Here is a 23,911-nt window from a genome sequence, read left to right as displayed (position 1 = left end):
CTTTATTTAAGCTACTCACAAAAAAGTTCGGCTCTCTCCCTCTGATGGTTACCCTATTCTATTCATCTACCGTTTCGCGCCAGACATCAGCGCCTAGAAGCCGTAGATTGGTCACTAAATGATCATACCCACGGTCAATGAATTCCACACCGCTAACTTCGGTAATACCTTCTGAAACGGTCAATCCAGCTATAACTAGCGCTGCACCTGCACGAAGATCAGTAGCTTTTACTTTAGCTGCATTTAGCTTGCCACCTTCAATAATGGCTGATCGACCTTCAACACGAATTTTGGCACCCATACGTACCAATTCAGGTACATGCTTGAATCGATTACTATATACAAAGTCACTAAGTACACTAACGCCTTCCGCCTGTGTAAGCAAACTCGTCATCGGTGATTGAAGATCGGTCGCAAACCCAGGATAAATCAGCGCTTTTACATCAACATGCTCGTAACGCTCTTTACCGATAACTCGGATACTCTCATCTAGCTCTTCAATTCCTACACCCATCTCAATGAGCTTGGCCGTAAGAGCTTCTAGGTGTTTCGGAATTACATTATCAATCACAACATCACCGCGGGTAGCCGCAGCAGCGATCATATAAGTCCCAGCCTGAATTCGGTCAGGAATAATAGAATGGCGACAGCCATGCATTGAAGTAACGCCCTCGATACGAATCGTTTCCGTACCTGCGCCCTTAATGACTGCACCCATGGAATTTAACAAAGTAGCAACATCTATGATTTCAGGCTCTTTCGCCGCATTTTCTATAATTGTAGAGCCTTTGGCCTTGGCAGCCGCCAGCATAATGTTAATTGTCGCCCCAACACTGCTCACATCAAGGTATATCTTCGCTCCCCGCAGCTCTTTCGCATGCAGGTGAATCGCACCATGTTCATTGGTCACGGTAGCTCCAAGCGCTTCAAAACCCTTAATATGTTGGTCAATGGGACGTGGTTCAAAGTTACATCCACCCGGTAATCCAATCACAGCTTCTTTAAATCTTCCGAGCATAGCACCCATCATATAATAGGAAGCACGTAATTTCTTGACAGATCCATTAGGCATTGGAATAGATTTAATTTCGGAAGGATCAATTCTCATCTGAGAACCTTCCCATGAAACTTTCCCGCCTAGCTCTTCCAGTATTTCTGCATACACAGCCACATCACTTAATAGCGGCAAATTATCTAATACAACTTCCGTTTCCGCTAATATTGCTGCGGGTATTAATGCAATTGCACTGTTTTTGGCACCACTGATTGTCACGGTACCCTGCAGTGGGCGTCCACCGCTAATCATCAATTTTTCCATAAGCTTAAGGGTCCCCCTACATCACTTCGCAGCCAAAAATATTCTTACTGGCGGCATTTTGGGTGTATCACAAGCGTAAAGTCATTATGAATTCATAAGAAAAAGTTGATCTTTCGTTCCTTCATTTAAAAATGGAAAAACACCGGCTTAGCGGTGTGTGTCCTCCATTCCAAAACTATGGAAGTGGACAGCCCTCTAGAGGGCTGTCCGCATTTATGTTGAATCAATGTTAATTTGCAGCACCAATAAGGCGCACAGCAAAAATATTAAGCTTGGTTACTGGAACCGAACTCACGCATTTTACCGATAACTGTTTGTTTAATTGCTTCACGACCTGGCTTCAAGAATACACGTGGATCGTAAGCTTCAGGCTTCTCAGCCAATACTTCACGAACAACTTTAGAGAACTCAATCTGATTCTCAGTATTCACGTTAATCTTGGAAGTACCAAGGGAAATGGCTTTCTTAATGTCATGTGTTGGGATACCTGTACCACCATGAAGAACGAGTGGAAGGCTAACAGCATTACAAATCTCTTCCATTTCTTTGAAGCCGAGGTTAGGCTCGCCTTTGTAAGGTCCATGAACAGAACCAAGCGCAGGAGCAAGTGTGTCGATACCAGTCTCGTTAACGATACGTACGCAGTCATCAAGCTTCGCATACATAACATCACCAACAACGTCATCTTCTTGACCGCCAACCATTCCAACTTCAGCTTCAACAGAAACGCCTTTAGCATGTGCATACTCAACAACTTGCTTAGTCGTTTCAATGTTTGTGTCAATTGGGCTGTGGGAATCGTCGATCATAACAGAAGTAAATCCTGCATCGATAGCTTCCTTACATTTCTCGACGCTTGAACCATGGTCGAGGTGGATAGCAACAGGTACAGTGATTTTCAGGTCTTCAATAAGGCCTTCTACCATTTTAACAACCGTATTAAAACCGCCCATGTAACGTGCTGCACCCTCAGATACACCAAGAATTACTGGCGACTTCTCTTGTTCTGCCGCTTCAAGAATCGCATGCGTCCACTCAAGGTTATTGATGTTGTATTGACCTACTGCGTACTTTCCTTCAAGAGCTTTGTTCAACATGTCCTTCATAGATACTAATGGCATGGTCCATCCTCCTATAGTCGTTTATGTCTAAGTATATAGCCGACGTTCTAATACGATAGTATTATACCACATCGCATAATAAATACTAAACAAGCAATTAGGAAAAAGCTACTTCGTTTCTCACACCGGCGAAAAAAAAGAATTCTGCTTGAATGCAGAATTCTTTACTTAGCTGCATGTATTCGTTTTATTCTTGAGTTGCATGTTGACAGCCAGTCTCATTTCATCGATATCAAAAGGCTTAGTAAAATGCATGAGCGCCCCGAGATCTGTAGCTTCCTTAATCATATCCAGTTCACCATAAGCCGTCATCATAATCACTTTAATGTCCGGATTCATCTGTTTAATGTGCTTCAAAATTTCAAGACCATCCATACCCGGTATCTTCATATCCAGCAGTACCAGATCTGGCTCATTCTTCTTTACAATGTCCAATGCAATCTTGCCGTTAGCAGCCTGAAACGTCTCATAACCTTCGCTACTAAAAACCTCCATAAGCAAAATTCGAATCCCATTCTGGTCATCTACAATTAACACCTTATGATTGTCCATTTTACAACCTCCCATCATTGATCAGCGTTATATATCAAACGAAGTCATCGTTCCTATGTGCACTTTAACTGAACATTACTTGTATTCGCCCGTTAACAGCAAAATCCTTCCTTAATAACTACCAAAATACGCATTTTTTATTAGTATCCACTAATAAAGAAAAGAATCTCTGATGTTACATGAAGCTTTAAAATGTGAACAATATCAAAAAAAGCCTTCCCTAGAAGGGGAAGGCTTTAAATTTATTGTTACAGCACTCTAAATTAAGAGCGGTGCTGAATTGAAGCTTTGACGAATTCGCGGAACAACGGCTGTGGACGGTTCGGACGAGAAGTGAATTCTGGGTGGAACTGAACTGCCAAGAACCAAGGGTGTCCAGGTAGCTCAACGATTTCAACCAATCTTCCATCTGGAGACGTACCGGAAATGCGCAAGCCTGCCTTTTCAATCTCTTCACGGTATTGATTGTTAAACTCATACCGATGACGGTGTCTCTCGTATACCAGTTCATCGTCATAACAAGCCATAGCCAAGGAGCCTGGCTGAAGCTTACAAGGGTACAACCCAAGACGCATAGTACCACCCAGATCCTCAATGTCCTTCTGTTCTGGAAGAAGGTCAATGACTGGATATTCAGTAGCTGGGTTGATCTCCGAGCTGTTTGCGCCGTCCAGACCTACCATAGAGCGAGCATATTCAATAACGGAAACCTGCATTCCGAGGCAAATACCGAAGAACGGAATATTTTGCTCACGAGCATAACGAATCGCCGTGATTTTACCTTCAATACCACGATCACCGAATCCACCAGGCACAAGAATACCACCGATATTACCTAGCATTTGATCAACATTGCTATCTGTAATCTCTTCAGCATCAACCCAGCGAACCTTCACTTCTGCGTTAGCATCAAATCCGGCATGAGACAAGGATTCCACTACACTGAGGTAAGCATCGTGAAGCGCAACGTATTTACCAACAATCGCAATTTCAACAGTCTTCTCCAGCTTGGATACACGGTTAACAAGTGCTTCCCATTCTGTCATGTCTGGCTCTGGTGTATCTAGTTTCAGATGATTAACAACAATCTCATCGAGTCCTTCTTCACGCAAGTTCAAAGGAACTTCGTATAGGGAAGATGCATCACGGCACTCAACTACTGCATTCGGATCAATGTCACAGAACAAAGCGATCTTAGCTTTCATTTCGGTGGAAAGCTCATATTCTGTACGGCATACGATAACGTTCGGTTGAATACCGATGCTACGTAGCTCTTTTACGCTGTGCTGGGTCGGCTTCGTCTTCACTTCACCAGCTGCTTTGATATAAGGAATTAGCGTTACGTGAATGTACATCACATTATCACGGCCAACCTCACTCTTAATTTGGCGAATAGCTTCAAGGAACGGAAGACTCTCGATGTCCCCTACAGTACCACCGATTTCCGTAATAACTACATCAGATCCGGCCTCACGACCAGCACGGAATACACGCTCTTTAATTTCATTTGTAATGTGTGGAATAACTTGTACGGTACCACCCAAGTACTCACCACGACGCTCTTTGCTAATAACGGAAGAGTATACTTTACCAGTCGTGACGTTGCTGTTCTTCGACAGATTAATATCAATAAAACGCTCATAGTGTCCCAGATCCAAGTCAGTCTCTGCACCGTCATCTGTTACAAAAACTTCACCGTGTTGATAAGGACTCATTGTTCCCGGGTCTATGTTAATGTAAGGATCAAACTTCTGGATCGTTACTTTCAGCCCTCTGTTCTTCAGCAATCTGCCGAGTGAAGCCGCAGTAATCCCTTTGCCCAAGGAAGACACAACCCCACCTGTTACGAAAATATACTTTGTCACAGTAAAAACCCTCCTAAATAAATTCAAAAAAATCAGGCGACATATGATGTTTATGGTAACCCTTTTACATCTGATTCATCATTAAACCGTGATAAAAACGAACGGTGCCCGCTTCATATTTCAGAAGCGAGCCTACCGATTGACATATGACAAGCTTTTCCGGTGAATCACGCCGGCCTGTCAGCTAATAGCGCAACTCGTTACATTTAGGCGCCATAAACCCGCGGGGATCCTTGATATCCGGAAATAATGCTGCGTTAATTAGTTACAACAATTCCCTAAAAACAAAAAAAGTGACCCCGAAAAGAAACGGGGCACTTTTATAATTAAACATATTTGTCCTCAAATCATAAGCCCAAGCAATAGTTTACTCTGTGCCTTGTCCCCTTGTCAAGAGAAGAACCCATCACAAACCAACCCAATGCTTGGGTGAAATTCTACAGCGTGACAAACCTATTATTTATCGGTTCAGATCTTCCTCGTCGGGGTCTTCTTCTGAGTTCTCATCGTCCTCGTCATCGGAATCCTCATCTTCCAAATCATCATCGTCAAGTACGACTTCTTCGTCTACCTCTTCGTCAGCATCGTCGTCATCGGAATAGATATCATCGTCCGAATCCTCATCGACACTATCATAATCTTCATCTGCATCGTCCGCACTATACGTTTCTTCTTCCTCTGCAAAATCATCATCGTCATCGTCCTCATCATTAATGATGCGCGGACGCTTCGCATTCGCAACCGGATCATCAGAACGCTCAAGCGGATACCAACGCTTCAATCCCCACAAGTTAGTACCAACGCACGCAAAACGTCCGTCTATATTGATCTCGGTATATAACTGGGCAATCGTCTCGTTAGTTTCTTGTTCCGTAAAGCCACGAAGCTTGGCTACCTCTTTCATCAGGTCACGGTAATAATACGGCGTATTAGCCGCTTTGAGTACCATAAAAGCCAGGTCCACCATTGGGATTTCCTGAATCTTGTCTGGATCGATTTTTAAATTGAGCGGATTACTCACTGACGTACACTTCCTCTCACGCAATCTTCACCTTGCATATCATCATTATCTCAACATATCCATTATCAAAACTAAGTAAAACCTATTTAGAGTCAAAAATCAAGTTTTTATCATTTCCCTAGAAACATGAGAAAAAGACGGGGAGGTTCTCCCCGTCTTCTGACTGTATCCGCCCCAAGGATCGACTCCTCACGGGATAGATGAAAGAACCCCTATGTTCTCTCCGTTTATATTATGTTCGTCGTAACCTTTTGACACGCCGAACAAGGCCTATTTCCATGAAAAAGGGCAACATCCCATTCGGGCAACCTTCTGCATTCATACAATACTGCAGCAACGGTTCTTTGAAGGGGGATTGCCAGGCATGAACTACACCCGGATCATGCAATCACTTCTAATGGAGACGGCCCCTCAAAAACACACTCAAAATAAAGAAAGAAGGATCCTTACATTTCATGATCCGAAGCTCTATATTGAGTGTGTTCAAGAGTGGAAACAATTGTCCGAATCCGCCTCCCATTGGCAGCATGTAAGTTATTCTCCTCTAACTCACTCCATTATCGCACCCTCCTCCCATACAACTCGGATAGAGGCTGAATTCAAACAAGATATAACAATAGAGGAAGACAGCCAAGTTCACATCCATGCCGTCCAAGGTAACGTTGAAGCCGGACCCGGAGTGCCTTGGGGAGTCAAACAAATCAAAGCACCTCAAGCCTGGTCACTCTCTACCGGGCATCGTATCAAAATCGGGGTTATTGATACCGGGGTAGATTTTAGTCACCCTGATCTTCAAAATTCAGTGACCAGAGGGATCAATCTGATCAATCGCGGAACCCTCCCTTATGATGACAACGGCCACGGTACACATATTTCAGGTACCATCGCAGCCGCTAATAGCACTCATGGGATGATTGGTGTAGCACCTAGGTCAACAGTTTATCCAGTAAAGGCATTCGACTACAACGGTTCTGCGTTTGTGTCGGATATTGTCATGGGGATTGACTGGTGTGTTCGAACAGGTGTCGACATAATCAATATGAGCTTCGGTATGCAAACTCGTAGCCGTACATTGCTAGAGGTCGTCACCAAGGCCCATCAATCTGGTGTAATTATTGTAGCTTCTTCAGGCAATGATGGTAAACGCCGTTCTGTGGATTATCCCGCTCGTTACCCACAAACGATTTCCGTAGGTGCAACAGACCGAAACCGTAAGATTCCATCCTTCAGTAATCGAGGACAGTATGTAGATATCTATGCTCCAGGAGACAAAATTGTATCTGCCTGGTTACATGGTAAATATCATGAGATGAGCGGCACCTCTATGGCTACATCACATGTCAGCGGCACCATCGCTTTGCTACTTGCTCAGAAACCTGATATCAAACCAGCAACAATTAAAGCACTATTACGGCGTACCTCCATCCCTGTCGGCCTTCGTAAAGGTCGATCTTTGACCGATGGTGGCGAGGTACAAACCCTAAAGTTTGTAAGAGAAGGATTGAAGCTGTAATCCTAGATTGAATTCTCTTCAAAGGATTAGACATTCATATTTACAACCAGTCAGATCATGACGTTTCTTGTCATAGATAAACAGCCGCTCCCCATAATCGGGGAGCGGCTGTTAGGTTTATACCCAGGAATTTGATGGGTCTGTGACCCGATAATTCACTAGGGCTGTGATTACATCCGGTCTGGTGCAGATACACCTACGAGACCAAGTACGTTGGCGATAACAGTACGAATCGCTCCAAGAAGCGCAAATCTAGCTTGAGTCTGCTCCGCATCTTCTGTAATAACACGCTCTGCTCTGTAGTAGCTGTGGAATAAGGACGCTAGTTCATAAACATAGCGGATCAAACGATGTGGCGCATAGTTCTCTGCAGCAAGCGACACTTCCTGAGGAAGCTCGCCAATTTTGCGCAAAATATCATACTCATGCTCAGCCGTAAGAAGGCCCAAGTTCACCTTATCTAGAGGCAATAGCTCAATCCCTTGCTCTTCTGCTTGACGGAATACACTGCAAATCCGCGCATGAGCATATTGTACATAGAATACTGGATTTTCGTTAGACGTGGAAACCGCCAAATCCATATCAAAATCAAGATGAGAATCCATACTCCGCATGGTGAAGAAGTAACGGATGGCATCCACGCCTACTTCATCCATCAGATCTTCCATGGTAACGGCTTTACCGGTACGCTTGGACATTTTCACTTTCTCGCCATCCTGGAACAGGCTTACCATCTGAGCGATCAACACAGTCAGTTTCGCTGGGTCGTTACCCAACGCTTCCATAGCGGCTTTCATCCGTGGGATATAACCATGGTGGTCTGCGCCCCAGATGTTGATCATACGGTCGTAGCCGCGCTCATATTTATTGCGGTGGTATGCAATATCCGGTGTCAGGTAGGTGTACGTGCCGTCATTCTTCACAAGTACACGGTCCTTGTCATCACCATAGTCCGTTGTGCGCAGCCAAGTTGCACCGTCCTGGTCATATGCTTCACCTTTAGCCTTCAACTCTTCAAGCGACTTTACAACAAGTCCGTTCTCATACAGAGAGGTTTCGCTAAACCATTCGTCAAAATGAACCCGGAAACGACCTAAATCGCGCTTGATTTTGCCAAGTTCCTTCTCTAGTCCATACTCACGGAAAAATGCGGTCCGCTCTTCAGGAGACATGGAGAGCAGGGAGTCACCTTTCTCTGCAACTAGCTCTTTGGCAAATCCCTTAATATCCTCACCATGATAGCCGTCTTCTGGCATCTCAACATCTTGACCGAGCTCTTGCATATAACGGGCTTCAATCGACTTGCACAGGTTCACTACCTGATTACCAGCATCATTAATGTAGTACTCACGTGTAACATCATAACCTGCAAAATCAAGCACATTGCAGAGAGCATCGCCGACAGCTGCACCACGGGCATGTCCTAAATGCAAGCTACCGGTAGGGTTCGCACTAACAAACTCCATCTGAATACGCTGCCCTTGACCTGTATTTACACGTCCGTAATTCTCACCTTCTTGCTGAATGAGTTCAACTACGGGATAGAGGTAGCTCTTGTTCAGCGTAAAGTTAATAAAGCCAGGACCAGCAATCTCTGCTTTTTCAATCGAAGCTTTACCGGTGTCTAGATGTTCTAGAATGGATTCCGCAATCTGGCGCGGATTCTTCTTCGCGATCCGGGTTAATTGCATTGCAGCATTCGTAGCAAGGTCACCGTGCGATTTGTCCTTAGGCACCTCTAACGTAATCGCTGGGAGCTCTTCGCGGGACACAAGCCCTGCCGCGACAGCAGCATCTGCTACCGCTTCAGCAACGAGCTGGTTAATGTGATCGAGTGGATTTAATGTCATGATTCATGGGCCTCCTGAATAGTCAAACTGATGGAAAAGTGTCCCGAAAACTCATCGAACACATATAGATCATACGCCCACGAAGCGCTTCCGGTCATGCCGCTGAGATCGATACTCAGGCTTTTGGTGTGCGTAGACAAATTAAATGAGGTGAAAGGGGAACGATAAAAGCCTGGCAGTTTTTGCCCCAGCTTGAAAGCCTGCTCCGACTGCACCTCACCATGACGAATAATTTTCAAATCATCATGGGTCAACTTCACGGTCGTGCGGGTCTCTCCTTGATACGGCCCCATCTTTGGTTCTTCATAGCGAACATACAACGCACTTCCCTTGGCAATAACCTCGGCGGGAAGTTGCTGCACCGTATTCTCTCCTTCATGAAAGCTTTGAAGACGGATGGTCGCTTGTTTTCGGTCTGACATGATACGTTCCTCTTTTCCTTACCTATTGTATTACTATATCCAGTATGGCACGGCAATTCAAATGAGGATTTCTGCAAATTTCTATAGAATTGCTTATACAGAACCATATATGGATAGAAAATATGTTGTAAATCTTATTTTACATGAAAATAATGAGCCCGTGACAGGTACTTCATTTAGTTATTATATTTCTGATCCCATTGTTCTCTCCATTGTTCCAAGGATATACCGGTTACTTCTTCGAGAGTTCGGCCGTCCAGATCATATGGTCCCCCATCTGCATCTACATCCGGTGAGGATGTGCCTCCAACAACTTTACCATCTACCATCATAATCGATACTTTTGTATGGGTGTTGTACTGTTTATCCAAAGGGTGACCGGAAACGATAAAAGTATACGAAGATATTTCTTTACCAAAATAATTATCAGGTTCGTTCTCCTGTAAGCTCCATGTTTTGATGTACGGTAAATTGCCCGAAGCAGATGCGCCCGAGGAATTCAGACGAGACTGTTCTAATATGTAGGTAGATACTGCTCCTTGATGCTCCTCAATGGTATAACCACGAGACTGAACATAATTAGCAGCTGTCTTCTCATCCTCTGACATCAGTAGATTTCGAGGGATATTTGACCGACTAAGCATGAATATTAGTAACAGAATCAACAAACACATGATGGGTATGATTCTTCTCCAAGGCAAGCCAATCCGCTCCCTCCAACGTTTTCACTAGCCATAACATACCATAAAATTACAGATCAAAGCCGGTTTAACGAAGAAGAAGATTACTCAGTTCCTGCAAAAGAAGGAAAAAAAGCTTGATCCCTGTTGGACCAAGCTATTGTTCTGGTTCTTAGTTTATCTTACTTGAGTCTGTGTTTCACCCAAATAAACCCCTATTTCAGAAAATCCTTCTTCTCTAAAGCGCGATCGACAAGACGAATCTCACTGATCCAGCCATTAAATACACCATCCAGCTTATTCTCATACTGGCTCGCACCTACGATCCATGCCTTATCTACAGAAGCAAGGCCATAAGCTCTAATATCAGGGTTACGTAGCACCTCAACACCATCGATATACATGATCGTTGTAACCCGATCATTTACAATCGCAATATGGTGCCAGTTGTCGTCTAATTCCCATGACCAATTGGTATGCTCGCTGTTATAATTCACCGGAAACGCTGCCCACTGAATTTCACGCAGACTAGAAACAGACATCGTTGCTAAGGGTGCATCCTGATCTCCATTTAATTTACCCGCGTCTTTACCTGTCCCAAGTCGTCCCAATATCCCCATCCAGGAGTGCTTCTCACTCTGGAAATCAGGGCTAAGCTTAATAATGGCTTCTACAGTATATCCGTTCTCAAATGTATTCTTGTTGATCGGTGCATTATCGGATGTCTGCAAGTAAGATCCTTTATCCTGTGTTTTATCGCCGATAAAGCGAATGCCTGAGCGGCTTTTCGGATTTTGAGCATTCCCTTTGGTCCACACCATATCATTAGGCCGGGCTGAACCCTCATCCTTACGGTACAGATCATTACCTTGGTTGGATAAATCACGTACTACTTTAGCTCCGTTGCCTGCAACAGCTTGATGTTCTGAAGCAGCGGAACTCTCAAAACGCCAATGAGCTTGTGTTCCACTTACATTCGGAATTTCTTTCTGTATTTCACTTGCCGGTTGAAATCCAGAGAAGCGCTCTTCAAAGTCCATAGAGATCGTAAAATCATTAAAGTCATCGACGAGTTTTTCCTCATCAAAAACTGTTCTCTCTTCCTCAGACATCCCCTTCACCCATGGAGAGAATGACTCAGCATGGATACGGTTCTTGGCCATATCTAACTCAAGTGTACGCATAAGGCCGTTACCACCGTGAAAAGCACTCTGATAATCCACAACCATCATCACAACATCTTGTCCATAGTCATTCTGCATCACCTTATGTGCGTAACCATGGTGATGCCCGTTAACAGTAAGGAAAATCTGATCATTCTTCTTGATCAGCGTATCCCATAAGTACTGACCATGATCTGTCATGATTGCTTCTTTCTTATCTCCCGAGATGTTAAGAAGCTGATGTGTAAATAGCATTACGGGGTAGGTAGGGTGCTTGTCGATCACACGCTGTGCCCATTTCAAGGATTCTTCGGACGCTCTCCAGTCCAAGAACATGGCGATATACTTCTTGCCTGCTCCTTCAAATATGTAATAAGAATTGAATCCATTCTCCGAGCTACCCCCGAAGCCCGGGATAGACTTCATTCGATTCGTTGAGAAGTATTGCAGGAACGGTTCTTTGGACAAATCACGTTCATTGTCATACTGACTTGGCTTCAAGACATCATGGTTTCCAGCTAGGAATCCGTAAGGAAGCTTTGCTTGATCAAGAACCTTCATCGCTGCATCGGCATTCTTCCACTCATAATCCTCATCAACCCGATCGACTAGATCACCCAGTTGTGAGGTGAATTTAATGTTCTCTTCTTCAGCATGCTCTTTGAGCCACGTTGTTTGCGCCAGGAAAATTTCATTCTTATAGCGCGCGTACTTCTGCGTGTCTGGCAAAATAGCGACTTTGAAGCTACTCTCCTCTGAAGCATTGGATTGTGCTGTTGCTGGGCTAGCGCTTGTCAAAACTCCTGTAATCATCAATGCTGACATCAAGATGGCAAGTGCTCTTCTAAAAGGCCGTTTCATTCTAGCTGTCCCTCCAAAAATTATGATATGGATAATCTTATTATTGGATTGTCACCGGAACATCAAGGGAAATGAAGGTTTGCATTAACTGTGTGTTCAGATGGGCGCAACAAAAAAACAAGCATCCCCCGATAGCCAAAGCTTAGAGAAGGGATGCTTGTTTTTTAAAGGTTCTTAACGGTCTTAAAAGGTTTCACGCTCAGCGCCCAGCGAAGCAGGGAGATGAGCCGTGTACGATCTTAAAGATTAGCAGAACCAAGCGATAGCTGGTAAGGCAACCTCTCGTATGAAGGTCACCGATGGCGATCCCAAAGGGAAGCCAAGGAATGACCGGTTCTACGCACTCCCATACTTCTCTCCACCAACTGAACGCCAACCGCCAAAATTTCGGGAGTCCAGAGGGCGGAGCTCTCTGGGGCCCTCCCTGGCAAGGGAGGGTTTGGGAGGGTCGAAATCATTTATTTTACAAACCCCAACAACATCTCACGAATCAGCTTCGCTGCCACGATTTGTGTCTGCTCGGTCGGATCATAAACAGGAGCCACTTCAACCAGATCACAGCCAACAACATTCACGTCAGAGTTTGCAATCAGATGTACAGCCTCTAACAACTCCTTCGATGTAATACCACCCGCTTCAGCCGTACCCGTACCTGGTGCAGCAGAAGGATCCAGTACATCGATATCAATCGTTACGTAAACCGGACGATTGCCCATCTTAGGAAGTGCCTCTTTAAGCGGAGCAGCTACCTCGAATGGATAGAAGTTAATGTTCTGCTTTCCGAACTGGAACTCTTCACGGGAGCCCGAACGAATACCGAACTGATAAATGTTCTTTCCGCCCATAATTTCAGCAGCTTTACGTACCGGCGTAGAGTGGGACAAAGGCTCTCCCTCATAATGTTCACGCAGGTCAGCATGCGCATCAATATGAATCAGTAAAAGATCTGGGTATTTCTCGTGCATCTTCTGGATGATTGGCCAAGTAACCAAATGTTCGCCACCAAGACCGATTGGGAATTTATCATCATCCAAAAGCTTGCCTACATACTCTCCGATGACTTCTAGGCTGCGGCCTGCGTTACCAAATGGCAACATTAGATCACCAGCATCGAAGTAAGTCATATCTTCAATGCTCTTGTCTAGGTAAGGGCTGTACTCTTCAAGCCCTACGGATGCTTGACGAATCCGGGAAGGTCCAAAACGGGAGCCGGGACGGAAACTTACTGTAAAGTCCATCGGCATGCCGTAAATAACGGCTTTGGAATTCTTGTAATCGTCGGAGCTACAAATAAATACGTTGCCGGAATAAGCTTGATCCAGTTTCATTCGTTAATCGCTCCTCCTTACTTCACTAAGTCTTCTACGAATTTAGGCAATACGAAAGCTGCTTTATGCAAGCGAGGTGAATAGTATTTCGTATCCATTTCATCGATTGTCGACTCGTCCACTTCAAGCGGATCATATTTTTTGCTACCCATTGTGAAAGTCCAAAGACCACTTGGGTAAGTCGGAATGTTCGCACCATATACACGTACGATCGGGAAAATCTCCTTCACGTCCTTGTTCACCTGCTGGATCAAGTCCGCTTTGAACCAAGGATTATCTGTCTGTGCAACAAAAATCCCGTCCTCTTTCAACGCTTCGAAAATGCCTTGATAGAAGCCGCGCTCAAACAAAGGAGCAGCCGGGCCTACAGGCTCGGTAGAGTCTACCATAATGACATCGTATTCATTCTTGTGTTCAATAATATGCATATATCCATCGTTAACCAGCACTTCTACCTTAGGATCATCCAGTTTACCAGCAATCTCCGGCAGGTACTGTTTCGAATATTCAATAACTTTGCCATCAATTTCAACGAGAACGGCCTTCTCCACTCCAGGATGCTTGATGACTTCACGAATCACACCGCCGTCTCCACCGCCCACAACGAGCACTTTCTTCGGATTTGGATGCGTGTTCAGTGCGGGGTGAGCGACCATCTCATGATAGACGAATTCGTCTTTAATCGTAGTCATGACCATTCCGTCCAGGACGAGCATGCGTCCAAATTCTTCGGTATCGATCATATCCAGTTGTTGAAACTCCGTCTTCTCATGTACAAACGTTTCCCGTATTTTCGCCGTAATGCCGAAAGTCGGCGTTTGTTTCTCCGTGTACCATAATTCCATCGTCTCTACCTTCTTTCCGCTAGAATAATGTTCAGCCGTCCAGATCCAATCCGTAAAACTTTATTCGGGCAGATGCCGAGTTTCACATCTTTTTCTATTGTACCAAACAAATTGTATAATAACACAGTACCTGCGATGTTTGCGACCCCTGCGGCACAAGCAATTACATGAAATTTTCGCCCTACTTTTTATGCACTATTTGCGGTGTTTTCATTGTTTGTGTGGTCAAAACGTGGTCATTGTGGTCATTATCAAATTGAACATCCTTGAGTGCAGCTCGATATGCGAAATCTATTGCCTCTCTCGTCTGTCTTATAAAGGTGTTTTCTAATTCATATTGTAAGATCCGATCCTGAGATACTGGTGATAATTCATTCATGAAATCATTATAAAGACATTCTGGAACTTTGAAGAAAGAATCACAAATTTCTGCGGTTCTTTTATCGATAAGAATACTAACGTACTCAATCTTCATGCGCCTTGCCTCCTAGTTGTCGGGTGTGTTGTTTGACACTTTTAGCTCGTGTTACAATTTACTCTAGCATCTACAAATCGACTAGCATCTTCTGAAAGGAGAATATATGTAATTGAAACACATCTCCCGTGGGAGATGCTTGCTGCTCTACTGGATTAAACAAAAGGGTTGGACTCAGGCGGAATATGCCAGGAGATCCGGGACACACCCTCGTATTGTCTCTCATTTTTGTAACAACGAATTAGTAATGAAGCCTGAAGATGAATACTTGGCTTCTTTATTATTAGGCTGTCGCATGGAGGACTTACACGAATTTAGTGTTATCGAAGTAGAGGAGTAAGCGATGCGGATATTCCGCTCTCCCCCGGGGATTTCCGGAGTAATATACTCCGGAAATATTTAACACAAATCTTTTATGTTTTCCTTTCTACTACTATCCACCCGGCTCCCTGTAGACCTATATTGCTCTTTTCGGCATAATAATGTCTCTTTCCATCTACTGTATTTAAATCTACAAAGCAAGGCGATTTTAAAAGCCTCAGATTTTCCATGATTACACCTTTAGCTTCTCTTACATTTTTAACAGATTGACAATCAATAAAAACAGTTTCCACGATGTCACCCCTCTGGTTGATATTACCTATTATAATAATACGAACTTATGTTCCCATCAAGAGTTTTTTTCATATTTATGTATGTCGAATGTTTGCTGATATAGAACAAAGACCCTGCCAGTACATATCAGCAGAATCTTTATGTTGCTTACCGGATCATCAATCCGGATAGCTTCCCTATATTTATTTGCTCTGTGCAATCTTCTTCGACTGGATCAGGAATAGCCTCATTATGTATGATCGTCACTTTAGCTGATGTAGTGACACCACTGATTGAAAGAAAATAACTTCTAAGTGCCTCCTTCATGTGATAGTTCTGATCACCCTTCGGTAGTGATTGAATGGCTTCCCAAATCGCATCATCGCGCTTACCGAAATACAGTAGCTTCGTCCGGCTTTCAGCCATCTTATTTCCCCCTCAAAAGCTTTTTAATGATCTCATCATAACCAAGGACTTGAGCATCCTGAGCATTCTCCATGATAGAGCAATAATGTTTCTTGAATTTCAGAAGATGCAGCTTTACACGTTCAGCGGTACCGCCTCCAAATACAACCTCATCGAGGTCATCCAGGAACGCGCTGCTGTATTTATCGATAAGATCAGTCCAAACACTTTTGGCGTACTCGTCAAAGGATTCAATGACATATGGCTTCTCTGTAATACACTCAAAATACTTCCCTTTATCCACGTCTTGCCTTGGCACACCAACATCCAACAGCTCATCTACGTGATAGTATTTATAGTCTGTTTTATATTCCAGGTTAACTGCATCCGCAATCTTTTTATATGCACTTTGAATACCAAGTTCGCGAGATGTTTTTACGGTCAAAGCATCGATCTCACCACCACTGATGGGCAGATAGTTTATCGTCTTAAATCCCAAATCAGTAATGAGGACACGTTTACTCATGATGTCACTACCACGAACCTTAACAAGCGTGTAGTATGTCCCTAGCCCCTGCGATACTATGATAGCCTGATCTACTTTAATAGAAAGCTTTGTTCCATTTAGAATAACTTCGTGGACACCCTCAAAGATCGCCTTTACTTCTTCTGCCTCATCTAGATTTTGATAGGGTAGCCCTGTAATCACTGTGACACCACCGTCATTATCCTGGTGCCTCTTTGCCAATGAATACATCGCCAGAACCTTATATGCTTCCTCTTTCGCTCGGCTCACGGTCTCATTGGCTACGATAGGTTTACGACCGAGCTTGTACACATCATCCCCTACAACGTAGGATACACCGTCAATAACAATTACATCAGCAGCGACAGAGTTACCCATGTCAATTGAGTCCCCCAAGCGTCCAACGACTGAACGAAACTTGTTCACTTTACCTTTTAAGTCAACTTCCTTCACTAGACCATAACCGATATCAGTAGGACGTACATTTTTCATAATAAACACTCTCCTAATTTTTTATATAACTCTCTATATAACTTTCTATATAAAATCGCCTGCCAAGGCGCTGAAAACACTAGGATTCATATAAGTTTCTATATAAATTTCTATATAAAATAACTAAATAAAGCCGCCGTTATTCCATATACTCAGTTGTTACGTTTAGCTTTCCATTGCTTTATTGCGTCTTCATAGCAAAACCGAAAGTATCCAACTGGGTTCTGCAGATCGAGCTTCATAACCACACCCTGCATTGTGACTGCACACGCTCGGTCGAAATATAACTCTGTGGCAAGTTGGACAACTTCCGGATCAAGTTGATTTGGGAACTGATTGACCAACATCGTGTACATCTCGTCAATGTACCAGGAACCGATTGGAGTATTGTTGAGTACATAACAATTCTTTGAAGCATGATTCCTCAAGGCTTGATACACGCTTGTGTGAAGTGATGCGTCAGCATCGCCCATACAATCATTCAAGTTATTTGAATTATTAAAAGATTTAAATATATTATTGGGTTCAATTTTTGAACCGCCCTCCGGTTCATTTTTTGAACCGATATTATTGGATTTCTCAAGCGGTTCATTTTTTGAACCGCTCAAATCTGATGATCTCAACATTGCCGATTTCTTTCCCCCTGCCTTTCCTCGATCACGATTAACTGAATCCCATTCCGTAGCATAGTCGCGAATCTTGTTTAGCGGACGCGTGGCAAGCTCGTAACTATTCTGCGGATAGGAGTATACAACAATCGTCATGAAACCATCACGCTCCTTAAAATCAATAAACCCGTAATTCCATAAAGGTGGAATGACTTTTGAATAAAACGTCCCCTTCGACAGCCCTAGACGCTCACACAGCTTTGTTAGCGATGCTTCAAATCGCTGGGACTCAGTACGATCCGCGTAAGTATAAAACTTAAGCCACGCTATGTACGCTTGATGACCAAGTTTGTTTATCCAGTCATCCATAGCAATAAAATGCTGGATTGGTAGGGATAGTTCGCTGCGGTCTCTTTTCCCTGCAACCTCAAAGGTGACTTTAGTATTTGTAGACAACAGAATATCTCCCTTCTAAAATACTTTGTTCTTATTTTCAAACATGTTGTTCGACTTGTTGAACATAATATAAATTAAATAAAACATAGTGTCAATAGTTATCGAACATTTTGTTTTTGTTGTGGAATATAATATTTGATTTATGATATAATTCTTTCAATAGCTCGTTTGCAGGAGGTAACGTTAAATGCTTAAGCCTAGTTATAAGCCGTTAGATATCACATTGATCAAACGCGATAAAAATAAAAGCTATTTAAGAAATAAGCTGGGAATATCTTCGTCCACATTAGCAAACATGAGCAGCGGAAAATTTGTAGCAATGAGTGTCCTTGCGAAAATCTGTGAGGATTTAAATTGCAGGATTGAAGAAGTCGTGGAATTTATTGAAGTGGATGGAAACGAAAAAGAACAAGATTTCTCAGAATAAAAAATAGGCTCCGCCAGCAATTAGCCAGCAGAGCCTTTTGAAATTCTCAAGCGCTTGGGAATCCAGTTGAGAGGTGTAGAATATCATGAAATTCGGAATGCGTAGACCCAGTTTAAAGAAACGTATATCTGCAAGGACTAGCATAAAAAGACAGATAGTACATCGTGCCGGATTAAAAATGCCTCGTGGTTACGGCTGGCTTAGAAATCCAAAGAAAGCTGTTTACAATAAAGTTTATAATCGGACCACATTTGATATATTTAAGCTAATAAAAAAGCTATTCAAATAACGAAAAAAAGGACTTACTTAGAGTACTCTTTCAGTAACCTTGCTAACTCAGACATATACTTAGTCAACTGCACACTGATCTCCGCCCGCATTACATCACGAGTCATACCAAACTTATCCTCATAACCACGGCAATAATAATGATGGTAGATAACAAAATCAGATTGTTCTTCGTTTAAAATCTTGATATTCCGTTTCTTAAGTTCAAGCTTTATGCCCCTCATGTCCTGCTTTATCTGTTCAAGGATCTTCTGACTGGCAAGGACGTATAAGCGTTTCATGATATTGGTGGAGTATGTAGCTTCATCAATACTTTTCTGGACCATCTTCTCCATATGTGGCAGCAGAATATAATCACGGATCATGGTGCGTTCTTCGATTGTTATCTTATTATTGTTAGGATACATTGTGTTCACCTACGGGTTTTGATGCCAGTATATTCATTTCATTAAATACACGAAGTTCACCAGACTTCAGACAGTTCGCTTTTACTCTCCCCTGTCTTACCCCTAATACCTCAATCCTACGCTGTGTGATGTTCCCTTTTCGATCCATATAAATGATTTCAACAATTCGTCCTATGTACTTCTTCATCATGATCGCCTCCACGAATAGGAACATTTGTTTGTATTATAAACGAACGTTTGTTCTAAAATCAATAATAAAAAGGAAATCTTGCGTGTTTGCAGAATAATCGACAAAAGGGGAAATGACAGGAGGTTGTTACTTTTGTGGAGAAAAGAAATACAAGTGGCGATGAATAAGAAACAGTCAATTATCATAAGACTGCTTAACGGTGAGATATTAAAAGGAATACCAGAGAGCCTTACAGAACGACTAAAGCTACGGTGTGAGGATGGAACTGTATGGGTGCCTGTGGAAGATATAAAACACGTGAGTAGATTGATTGAGTTCGAGAAAGGAGTAAGGTAATGGCATCATCCCATGTTCGTATAGGTCGCATTCAAGAAGAAATTAATATAATTCTTAGAGAAGCAGAAGAAGCTGACCGTTTCCGCTCAAAGTATGCTGCCGAGGGCGATGAAGCAAAGAAGATTTATTGGGAAGCACGATACGAATGTTGCACCAGTATAGCTAACAGGTTGCTAGTAAATTTCAATATTATCACTTAGGCAAAAGACACCCTACCAGCACATAACTGATAGGGTCTTTCGATTCACCTAACTTCCTTTTCTCTCAATATTACATAGTAATATTTTCCTATATCTGATAGACTGGATTTGTTTATTATTTACATCTATAGGGGGATTTATCTTGAAGAAACCAATTTATAAAAGAGTTTGGTTCTGGGTCATTGCAGCATTTATTGTATTCGGTGCTATAGGAGCAAACGGAAACGACAAGGAACCTACTCCGGTCGCAGATAACAGTAGCACCAATAATGTCGATACTACTCAATCCAAATCGGATGAAAAGGGCAAAGAAAAAGAGAAAGCTGAGGAAAAAGAAGAAGTTAAACAAGAAGTGAAAGAAGTAAAAGAAGTAAAAGAGGTTATTGAGGAAGTAAAAGAGGATATTGTCCCTAGGGAACATAAATCAGCATTAATTAAAGCGGAAATGTATGCAAAAACCATGAGTATGTCAAAGGCAGGTATTTACGATCAATTAACTTCTGAATACGGTGAGGCCTTCCCTAAAGAAGCTGCTCAATACGCTATCGATAACATTGAATTTGACTGGAAAGAAGCTGCATTAAAAAAAGCACAATCGTATGCGGAATCTATGAGTATGTCCGACTCGGCTATATATGATCAATTGATCTCAGAATATGGCGAAAAGTTTACTAAAGAAGAAGCGCAATACGCGATTGATAATTTAGAATAAAAAAATAGACCCTACCAGCACTTAATGGTAGGGTCTTCGTGTTACTTCGATAGGCTATTTATAACTCGACTCAGTACAATCGCCATTTCTTCACGAGTGATAGGTGCACCAGGACGGGTACCGTCAAAGTACTTCTTCTCCGACATGTCTTTCCAGACTACTTCAGCCCATGGACTAACTTTGTTAATGTCGCGTTCCGTGTTCTCCATCTTTGCTCCCTCCTTAGATTTTAGTCCCAAATACTTTGCAATCCCCTTAACATGACCATCAATTAAGGCGTTAATAACTTCTATTCGTTTTAATCGTTCAGCGTCAGTTGCCACATCAATAAATAAGTTCTCGGTGAGTACTGCTGGCATTTTACTTTCACGGACCATATGAAGGTTTGCGGCTTTCTGCTTCCGATCAATAACCCCAAACGGTTTCAGGGCTGTCATGATCTCGGTATGAAGTACGTTCTGAAGCGTAACGGAAGCAGTCTGAGGATTGGTATATCGAAAACTCTCAAATCCTCCTGCACCGCCAGCTCCATTACAGTGGATAGAAACTAGAATATCAGCTCCGGCCTTGTTAGCAGCTTTGGTACGCTCGTCAAGTTCAACAAAGATATCGGTTGATCTTGTAAGCATCACCTGTACACCTTCATACTCAGATTCCAGTCTCTTTTTAACGTTTAGAGAGATATTGAGTACAATGTCTTTCTCCTTTAGTCCATTATCTACCTTACCCGGATCTTTACCACCGTGCCCTGCATCAATCCATACTTTCATTATTGATCAGCTCCAATCTTGGCCTGTTTAACAATCTGATGACCAAACACCGCAAATGAACCGGATAGAATACCTTGTATAAGCGACTCTGCGCTCCAACCAAGCAGCCATACCGTAAACATTACGGCCAGTACCACAACGATATATACAATGCTCCAATCCGGTACCTTTGGTGTTTTCTTTAAGATATAGCCAATCACCCAACATGCCGCGACAACAATAATCAAACGTGGATCAATCATTTCAAAAATCAGGTTCCATTCCATATACATTCATCCTCTTTTCTAATTAATTAAGTAAGTGCAGATAGTTTAATTCCCGCCCATATAAGTGCAGGGATACCTACAGCAACACCGCCGATTATAGCCCCGTAAAATGTACGCTTAAACCATTTTTGGTCTTCCTTTTGTGTGTTTTGTTCTGCAACTGCTGCTTGCGCCGTTCTCAATGCTTCTTCCGCTATTTCCTTTGCCGTTTGAAGTAGATCAAGCCTATGATGGGCAGATTTTGCAGACTGGTCAGCACTACGCGCAGTTTCTCTCACTGTCTCTACGGCTGCCGCTAGTGTTGGAACAATTTCTAATGTCTTCTCGATCCTTGCAAGTTGTATTTGTATATCAACGAGAAGCTTCGAATTGTCGTCTTGCATGTCACTCACCCTTTCCGGTGTCATCTCTTCCCCCCCTGTCTAATAAAAGAAGCCCCCGGACCACCCAAGGGCATAAAAAAACGTATTTTGGCATTGATGTGTATTTACAAGGTTTGACCAAAGTCATAACCAAGAGCTTCCAGATCGGCACGAACCAATTCTTTAACTGTTTCGGGTACCTGTTCAAATTCGCGGCGGCCTGCGAGGATTAATGCGACATAGGTAGATGCGAAAATTTGCAGATTCATAATATCACCTCCTCTCAAGAACAGACCAAGAAGACATAAAAAAAGCCGTTCCCGCAGCCTACGCATTGGACTCAGCTTTTAACTCGTCATATTCTTTTCGGATCTCCTCTGGCACACTAGCTTCTTCTCTGCGGCCAGATTTGACCAGATCTAGGTAAATCTTCGCCATAGCTTTCTTATCCATATTACAGGCCTCCTGTCAGCATCATCTCAAAGAGTGAAGCGATGGCTTCTTTGTTATCGAGGTCAGCGGCTTTTAGTTGCGCCACTTGTTCAGTGAGTGGAAGCTGATAAATGGGCGGCGCTTCTGGGGTGTCTGGGTCCGGATAAGAGAATTCGAGTGAGAGTGTATCGGGATTAACGCGATAACTAATTGACTCTTCGAAGTCCCGTGCGTATTGTCCTATCTCTAATTCCAATAATATAACCTCATTTTCGTCTCTTCCATGTAAAGATTTAAAAGCACGGAAGTCATCCTCGACAGTGGGTTTTATATAATAATCCATCACAAACGGCTCGCCCGTATCAGCTAAAACTTGGCCAGTCACTTTGTCTGCATATATTCGTCTATTAATTTGCTTCAATGTTACTCAGCCCCTTTCCCATACATAAATTCTTCCCACACCACCATCTAGAGAATTAAGCCTACTGACAAAGCCAGTGTTCGTTGGACTTAAAAACGTGGGTGCGGCTGAATTGTTTCCGGAAGTAATATAGGTTCCTCTAACTGGGTCATATACAACCGTCTGGTACCACTGATAATTAGTGCTCATGCTAAGGACTAACCCCCAGTTAAATCCTACATTCACACTCATGTCACCCGTAGAGGTCCTCTCCATATAATAGAATTTCTTACCTTCCATCAATGACCCATTAACACCGAATATATTAACACCTGATCTTATGTTGCCTGCTAAAAGATCAGGATCTCCAAGAATCGTTATCGCTGACGAATAATATCCTGCATCCTTCGTTTGATTTGCTGTCCCCGGTGTTACTGTGCCACCAGCACCTCGCGCTGGTATATTCCCCGTTATTGGACCACTTGCGTTTGAAGCAGTTTTTCCTGCCAATAAATCTGCCGCTGTTGCGTTTCCAGTTGCTCGGATTATAGCCGCCATCTTCGGAATCAACTGCTCCCATGACTCATTCGTGGATGCCGACACGCCTATGGAATTGAGCGCGGCAACCACTTCCACTTTACGATCAATTCCAGCTTGCTTTCCCGCCTGAGCTTCTTTCATGACAAGGCCTAGCGCCTTTTCGGTCGGCGCAAAATTCTCGCGTATCCCGTTTGTTTCATTAGATAGCTGCACCTTACCTTTTACCGTAAGGGATGCATCCGGAATATCTGCATTTCCAATTTCCACTCTCAGTTCATCCGCTACAGAATCAACATAGCTTTTTTCAACCGCTTTCTCCTGAAATTCCTTCAGGGCCAGATACATCCAGTTCATGAACCAATTAAACCACTGCGCTGGTGGCTTCATGCCAGGCTGGAATCCGGTCTTTTTTTGCGTTTCAGAAGGTTCTACACCAGGTTCATGCCATTCTGGTAATTTTCGCTCAAACGCCACAATGTGGCCCCC

The 23,911-nt window shown here is 43.1% G+C and carries 31 protein-coding genes; 6 read left to right on the top strand and 25 right to left on the bottom strand.

All coding sequences use genetic code 11. The annotated features are described in order from the left end of the window. Window positions 1–58: 58 nt before the first annotated feature. From ACK8P5_RS00975 to rpoE, 5 genes are all read right to left on the bottom strand, one after another. A complete protein-coding gene (locus ACK8P5_RS00975) occupies window positions 59–1,318 on the bottom strand; it encodes a UDP-N-acetylglucosamine 1-carboxyvinyltransferase (RefSeq protein ID WP_422659156.1) in 1,260 nt (419 codons plus the stop codon). A gap of 266 nt (window positions 1,319–1,584) precedes the next feature. Further along, complete coding sequence (fba, locus tag ACK8P5_RS00970) at window positions 1,585–2,439, bottom strand: class II fructose-1,6-bisphosphate aldolase (protein ID WP_422659155.1); 855 nt, start codon at window positions 2,437–2,439, stop codon at window positions 1,585–1,587. 168 nt (window positions 2,440–2,607) lie between these two features. Continuing rightward, window positions 2,608–2,991 carry a response regulator gene (locus ACK8P5_RS00965; protein ID WP_422659154.1) on the bottom strand — a complete coding sequence of 128 codons (384 nt, stop codon included), beginning with the start codon at window positions 2,989–2,991 and terminating at the stop codon, window positions 2,608–2,610. Between the two features lie 263 nt (window positions 2,992–3,254). Then, a complete protein-coding gene (locus ACK8P5_RS00960) occupies window positions 3,255–4,856 on the bottom strand; it encodes a CTP synthase (protein WP_422659153.1) in 1,602 nt (533 codons plus the stop codon). Window positions 4,857–5,316: 460 nt separating this feature from the next. Further along, a complete protein-coding gene (rpoE, locus tag ACK8P5_RS00955; protein ID WP_422659152.1) occupies window positions 5,317–5,877 on the bottom strand; it encodes a DNA-directed RNA polymerase subunit delta in 561 nt (186 codons plus the stop codon). A gap of 364 nt (window positions 5,878–6,241) precedes the next feature. Here rpoE and ACK8P5_RS00950 point away from each other — a divergent pair, with 364 nt between their 5' ends. Beyond that, on the top strand, window positions 6,242–7,390 hold the full coding sequence (locus tag ACK8P5_RS00950; RefSeq protein WP_422659151.1) for a S8 family peptidase: 1,149 nt from the start codon (window positions 6,242–6,244) through the stop codon (window positions 7,388–7,390). A 170-nt stretch (window positions 7,391–7,560) separates the two neighbouring features. Here ACK8P5_RS00950 and argS read toward each other — a convergent pair whose 3' ends face one another. From argS to ACK8P5_RS00895, 11 genes are all read right to left on the bottom strand, one after another. Continuing rightward, window positions 7,561–9,240: an arginine--tRNA ligase gene (gene argS / locus ACK8P5_RS00945; protein WP_422659150.1), complete on the bottom strand. Its 1,680-nt coding sequence runs from the start codon at window positions 9,238–9,240 to the stop codon at window positions 7,561–7,563. Next, on the bottom strand, window positions 9,237–9,662 hold the full coding sequence (locus tag ACK8P5_RS00940; RefSeq protein WP_422659149.1) for a DUF1934 domain-containing protein: 426 nt from the start codon (window positions 9,660–9,662) through the stop codon (window positions 9,237–9,239). The genes argS and ACK8P5_RS00940 overlap by 4 nt, the downstream gene beginning before the upstream one ends. A 176-nt stretch (window positions 9,663–9,838) precedes the next feature. Beyond that, window positions 9,839–10,306, bottom strand: a complete 468-nt coding sequence (locus ACK8P5_RS00935) for a hypothetical protein (RefSeq protein WP_422659148.1) — start codon at window positions 10,304–10,306, stop codon at window positions 9,839–9,841. A 251-nt stretch (window positions 10,307–10,557) separates the two neighbouring features. After that, complete coding sequence (locus tag ACK8P5_RS00930) at window positions 10,558–12,366, bottom strand: LamG-like jellyroll fold domain-containing protein (protein WP_422659147.1); 1,809 nt, start codon at window positions 12,364–12,366, stop codon at window positions 10,558–10,560. A gap of 458 nt (window positions 12,367–12,824) precedes the next feature. Continuing rightward, window positions 12,825–13,694: an agmatinase gene (gene speB, locus ACK8P5_RS00925; protein WP_422659146.1), complete on the bottom strand. Its 870-nt coding sequence runs from the start codon at window positions 13,692–13,694 to the stop codon at window positions 12,825–12,827. A 17-nt stretch (window positions 13,695–13,711) separates the two neighbouring features. Next, the gene (gene speE, locus ACK8P5_RS00920) at window positions 13,712–14,539 is read right to left on the bottom strand and encodes a polyamine aminopropyltransferase (RefSeq protein WP_422659145.1); all 828 of its coding nucleotides are present in this window, start codon (window positions 14,537–14,539) and stop codon (window positions 13,712–13,714) included. A gap of 181 nt (window positions 14,540–14,720) precedes the next feature. Further along, window positions 14,721–15,014 (bottom strand): hypothetical protein, encoded by a 294-nt coding sequence (locus ACK8P5_RS00915; protein ID WP_422659144.1) that lies wholly within the window; start codon window positions 15,012–15,014, stop codon window positions 14,721–14,723. A gap of 413 nt (window positions 15,015–15,427) precedes the next feature. Beyond that, window positions 15,428–15,628 carry a hypothetical protein gene (locus ACK8P5_RS00910; RefSeq protein WP_422659143.1) on the bottom strand — a complete coding sequence of 67 codons (201 nt, stop codon included), beginning with the start codon at window positions 15,626–15,628 and terminating at the stop codon, window positions 15,428–15,430. Window positions 15,629–15,776: 148 nt separating this feature from the next. Next, window positions 15,777–16,034 (bottom strand): hypothetical protein, encoded by a 258-nt coding sequence (locus tag ACK8P5_RS00905; protein WP_422659142.1) that lies wholly within the window; start codon window positions 16,032–16,034, stop codon window positions 15,777–15,779. A gap of 1 nt (window position 16,035) precedes the next feature. Then, entirely contained in the window at window positions 16,036–17,031 is a 996-nt protein-coding gene (locus ACK8P5_RS00900) for a hypothetical protein (RefSeq protein ID WP_422659141.1), read from the bottom strand. A gap of 152 nt (window positions 17,032–17,183) precedes the next feature. Then, window positions 17,184–18,095, bottom strand: coding sequence for a hypothetical protein (locus tag ACK8P5_RS00895; RefSeq protein ID WP_422659140.1), 912 nt, complete (start codon window positions 18,093–18,095; stop codon window positions 17,184–17,186). 187 nt (window positions 18,096–18,282) lie between these two features. Here ACK8P5_RS00895 and ACK8P5_RS00890 point away from each other — a divergent pair, with 187 nt between their 5' ends. Further along, window positions 18,283–18,522: a helix-turn-helix domain-containing protein gene (locus ACK8P5_RS00890; RefSeq protein WP_422659139.1), complete on the top strand. Its 240-nt coding sequence runs from the start codon at window positions 18,283–18,285 to the stop codon at window positions 18,520–18,522. An 85-nt stretch (window positions 18,523–18,607) separates the two neighbouring features. Continuing rightward, window positions 18,608–18,811 carry a hypothetical protein gene (locus ACK8P5_RS00885; protein WP_422659138.1) on the top strand — a complete coding sequence of 68 codons (204 nt, stop codon included), beginning with the start codon at window positions 18,608–18,610 and terminating at the stop codon, window positions 18,809–18,811. 13 nt (window positions 18,812–18,824) lie between these two features. Here ACK8P5_RS00885 and ACK8P5_RS00880 read toward each other — a convergent pair whose 3' ends face one another. Next, a complete protein-coding gene (locus ACK8P5_RS00880) occupies window positions 18,825–19,217 on the bottom strand; it encodes a hypothetical protein (protein ID WP_422659137.1) in 393 nt (130 codons plus the stop codon). Further along, the gene (locus tag ACK8P5_RS00875; protein WP_422659136.1) at window positions 19,207–19,404 is read right to left on the bottom strand and encodes a hypothetical protein; all 198 of its coding nucleotides are present in this window, start codon (window positions 19,402–19,404) and stop codon (window positions 19,207–19,209) included. Before ACK8P5_RS00875 ends, ACK8P5_RS00880 begins: the two co-directional genes overlap by 11 nt. 135 nt (window positions 19,405–19,539) lie before the next feature. Between ACK8P5_RS00875 and ACK8P5_RS00870 the strand changes: the two genes are divergently transcribed. The 3 genes from ACK8P5_RS00870 (at window position 19,540) to ACK8P5_RS00860 (ending at window position 20,655) form a co-directional block, all read left to right on the top strand. Further along, window positions 19,540–19,743: a hypothetical protein gene (locus ACK8P5_RS00870; protein ID WP_422659135.1), complete on the top strand. Its 204-nt coding sequence runs from the start codon at window positions 19,540–19,542 to the stop codon at window positions 19,741–19,743. Next, entirely contained in the window at window positions 19,743–19,943 is a 201-nt protein-coding gene (locus tag ACK8P5_RS00865; RefSeq protein ID WP_422659134.1) for a hypothetical protein, read from the top strand. The genes ACK8P5_RS00870 and ACK8P5_RS00865 overlap by 1 nt, the downstream gene beginning before the upstream one ends. Window positions 19,944–20,085: 142 nt before the next feature. Beyond that, a complete protein-coding gene (locus tag ACK8P5_RS00860) occupies window positions 20,086–20,655 on the top strand; it encodes an Ltp family lipoprotein (RefSeq protein ID WP_422659133.1) in 570 nt (189 codons plus the stop codon). 41 nt (window positions 20,656–20,696) lie between these two features. On the opposite strand, the gene ACK8P5_RS00855 is transcribed toward ACK8P5_RS00860, so the two are convergent. From ACK8P5_RS00855 to ACK8P5_RS00825, 7 genes are all read right to left on the bottom strand, one after another. Further along, window positions 20,697–21,428, bottom strand: a complete 732-nt coding sequence (locus ACK8P5_RS00855) for an N-acetylmuramoyl-L-alanine amidase (RefSeq protein ID WP_422661333.1) — start codon at window positions 21,426–21,428, stop codon at window positions 20,697–20,699. Further along, on the bottom strand, window positions 21,425–21,691 hold the full coding sequence (locus ACK8P5_RS00850) for a phage holin family protein (protein WP_422659132.1): 267 nt from the start codon (window positions 21,689–21,691) through the stop codon (window positions 21,425–21,427). The genes ACK8P5_RS00855 and ACK8P5_RS00850 overlap by 4 nt, the downstream gene beginning before the upstream one ends. Before the next feature lie 26 nt (window positions 21,692–21,717). After that, window positions 21,718–22,098: a hypothetical protein gene (locus tag ACK8P5_RS00845; protein WP_422659131.1), complete on the bottom strand. Its 381-nt coding sequence runs from the start codon at window positions 22,096–22,098 to the stop codon at window positions 21,718–21,720. Between the two features lie 80 nt (window positions 22,099–22,178). After that, on the bottom strand, window positions 22,179–22,322 hold the full coding sequence (locus ACK8P5_RS00840; protein ID WP_422659130.1) for a CD1375 family protein: 144 nt from the start codon (window positions 22,320–22,322) through the stop codon (window positions 22,179–22,181). A gap of 58 nt (window positions 22,323–22,380) precedes the next feature. Next, window positions 22,381–22,506, bottom strand: a complete 126-nt coding sequence (locus ACK8P5_RS00835) for a CD1375 family protein (RefSeq protein ID WP_422659129.1) — start codon at window positions 22,504–22,506, stop codon at window positions 22,381–22,383. Between the two features lies 1 nt (window position 22,507). Next, complete coding sequence (locus ACK8P5_RS00830; protein ID WP_422659128.1) at window positions 22,508–22,906, bottom strand: hypothetical protein; 399 nt, start codon at window positions 22,904–22,906, stop codon at window positions 22,508–22,510. 6 nt (window positions 22,907–22,912) lie between these two features. Then, on the bottom strand, window positions 22,913–23,899 hold the full coding sequence (locus ACK8P5_RS00825) for a tail fiber protein (RefSeq protein ID WP_422659127.1): 987 nt from the start codon (window positions 23,897–23,899) through the stop codon (window positions 22,913–22,915). Between the last annotated feature and the right edge of the window lie 12 nt (window positions 23,900–23,911).

It is taken from the genome of Paenibacillus sp. EC2-1 (assembly GCF_049311625.1).
In the GTDB taxonomy this organism is placed as follows: Bacteria; Bacillota; Bacilli; order Paenibacillales; family Paenibacillaceae; genus Paenibacillus_AQ.
Note: the sequence above shows the minus strand (reverse complement) of the source record. Positions and strands in the feature narration are given on the sequence as shown.

Excerpts from the sequence above, each read along its gene's own strand:
- ACK8P5_RS00975 (WP_422659156.1), bottom strand. The coding sequence starts at position 1,318 with ATGGAAAAATTGATGATTAGCGGTGGACGCCCACTGCAGGGTACCGTG.
- fba (WP_422659155.1), bottom strand. The coding sequence starts at position 2,439 with ATGCCATTAGTATCTATGAAGGACATGTTGAACAAAGCTCTTGAAGGA.
- ACK8P5_RS00965 (WP_422659154.1), bottom strand. The coding sequence starts at position 2,991 with ATGGACAATCATAAGGTGTTAATTGTAGATGACCAGAATGGGATTCGA.
- ACK8P5_RS00950 (WP_422659151.1), top strand. The coding sequence starts at position 6,242 with ATGAACTACACCCGGATCATGCAATCACTTCTAATGGAGACGGCCCCT.
- argS (WP_422659150.1), bottom strand. The coding sequence starts at position 9,240 with ATGACATTAAATCCACTCGATCACATTAACCAGCTCGTTGCTGAAGCG.
- ACK8P5_RS00940 (WP_422659149.1), bottom strand. The coding sequence starts at position 9,662 with ATGTCAGACCGAAAACAAGCGACCATCCGTCTTCAAAGCTTTCATGAA.
- ACK8P5_RS00935 (WP_422659148.1), bottom strand. The coding sequence starts at position 10,306 with ATGCTTAGTCGGTCAAATATCCCTCGAAATCTACTGATGTCAGAGGAT.
- ACK8P5_RS00930 (WP_422659147.1), bottom strand. The coding sequence starts at position 12,366 with ATGAAACGGCCTTTTAGAAGAGCACTTGCCATCTTGATGTCAGCATTG.
- speB (WP_422659146.1), bottom strand. The coding sequence starts at position 13,694 with ATGAAACTGGATCAAGCTTATTCCGGCAACGTATTTATTTGTAGCTCC.
- speE (WP_422659145.1), bottom strand. The coding sequence starts at position 14,539 with ATGGAATTATGGTACACGGAGAAACAAACGCCGACTTTCGGCATTACG.
- ACK8P5_RS00915 (WP_422659144.1), bottom strand. The coding sequence starts at position 15,014 with ATGAAGATTGAGTACGTTAGTATTCTTATCGATAAAAGAACCGCAGAA.
- ACK8P5_RS00905 (WP_422659142.1), bottom strand. The coding sequence starts at position 16,034 with ATGGCTGAAAGCCGGACGAAGCTACTGTATTTCGGTAAGCGCGATGAT.
- ACK8P5_RS00900 (WP_422659141.1), bottom strand. The coding sequence starts at position 17,031 with ATGAAAAATGTACGTCCTACTGATATCGGTTATGGTCTAGTGAAGGAA.
- ACK8P5_RS00890 (WP_422659139.1), top strand. The coding sequence starts at position 18,283 with ATGCTTAAGCCTAGTTATAAGCCGTTAGATATCACATTGATCAAACGC.
- ACK8P5_RS00885 (WP_422659138.1), top strand. The coding sequence starts at position 18,608 with ATGAAATTCGGAATGCGTAGACCCAGTTTAAAGAAACGTATATCTGCA.
- ACK8P5_RS00880 (WP_422659137.1), bottom strand. The coding sequence starts at position 19,217 with ATGTATCCTAACAATAATAAGATAACAATCGAAGAACGCACCATGATC.
- ACK8P5_RS00875 (WP_422659136.1), bottom strand. The coding sequence starts at position 19,404 with ATGAAGAAGTACATAGGACGAATTGTTGAAATCATTTATATGGATCGA.
- ACK8P5_RS00865 (WP_422659134.1), top strand. The coding sequence starts at position 19,743 with ATGGCATCATCCCATGTTCGTATAGGTCGCATTCAAGAAGAAATTAAT.
- ACK8P5_RS00850 (WP_422659132.1), bottom strand. The coding sequence starts at position 21,691 with ATGGAATGGAACCTGATTTTTGAAATGATTGATCCACGTTTGATTATT.
- ACK8P5_RS00845 (WP_422659131.1), bottom strand. The coding sequence starts at position 22,098 with ATGACACCGGAAAGGGTGAGTGACATGCAAGACGACAATTCGAAGCTT.
- ACK8P5_RS00840 (WP_422659130.1), bottom strand. The coding sequence starts at position 22,322 with ATGAATCTGCAAATTTTCGCATCTACCTATGTCGCATTAATCCTCGCA.
- ACK8P5_RS00835 (WP_422659129.1), bottom strand. The coding sequence starts at position 22,506 with ATGGATAAGAAAGCTATGGCGAAGATTTACCTAGATCTGGTCAAATCT.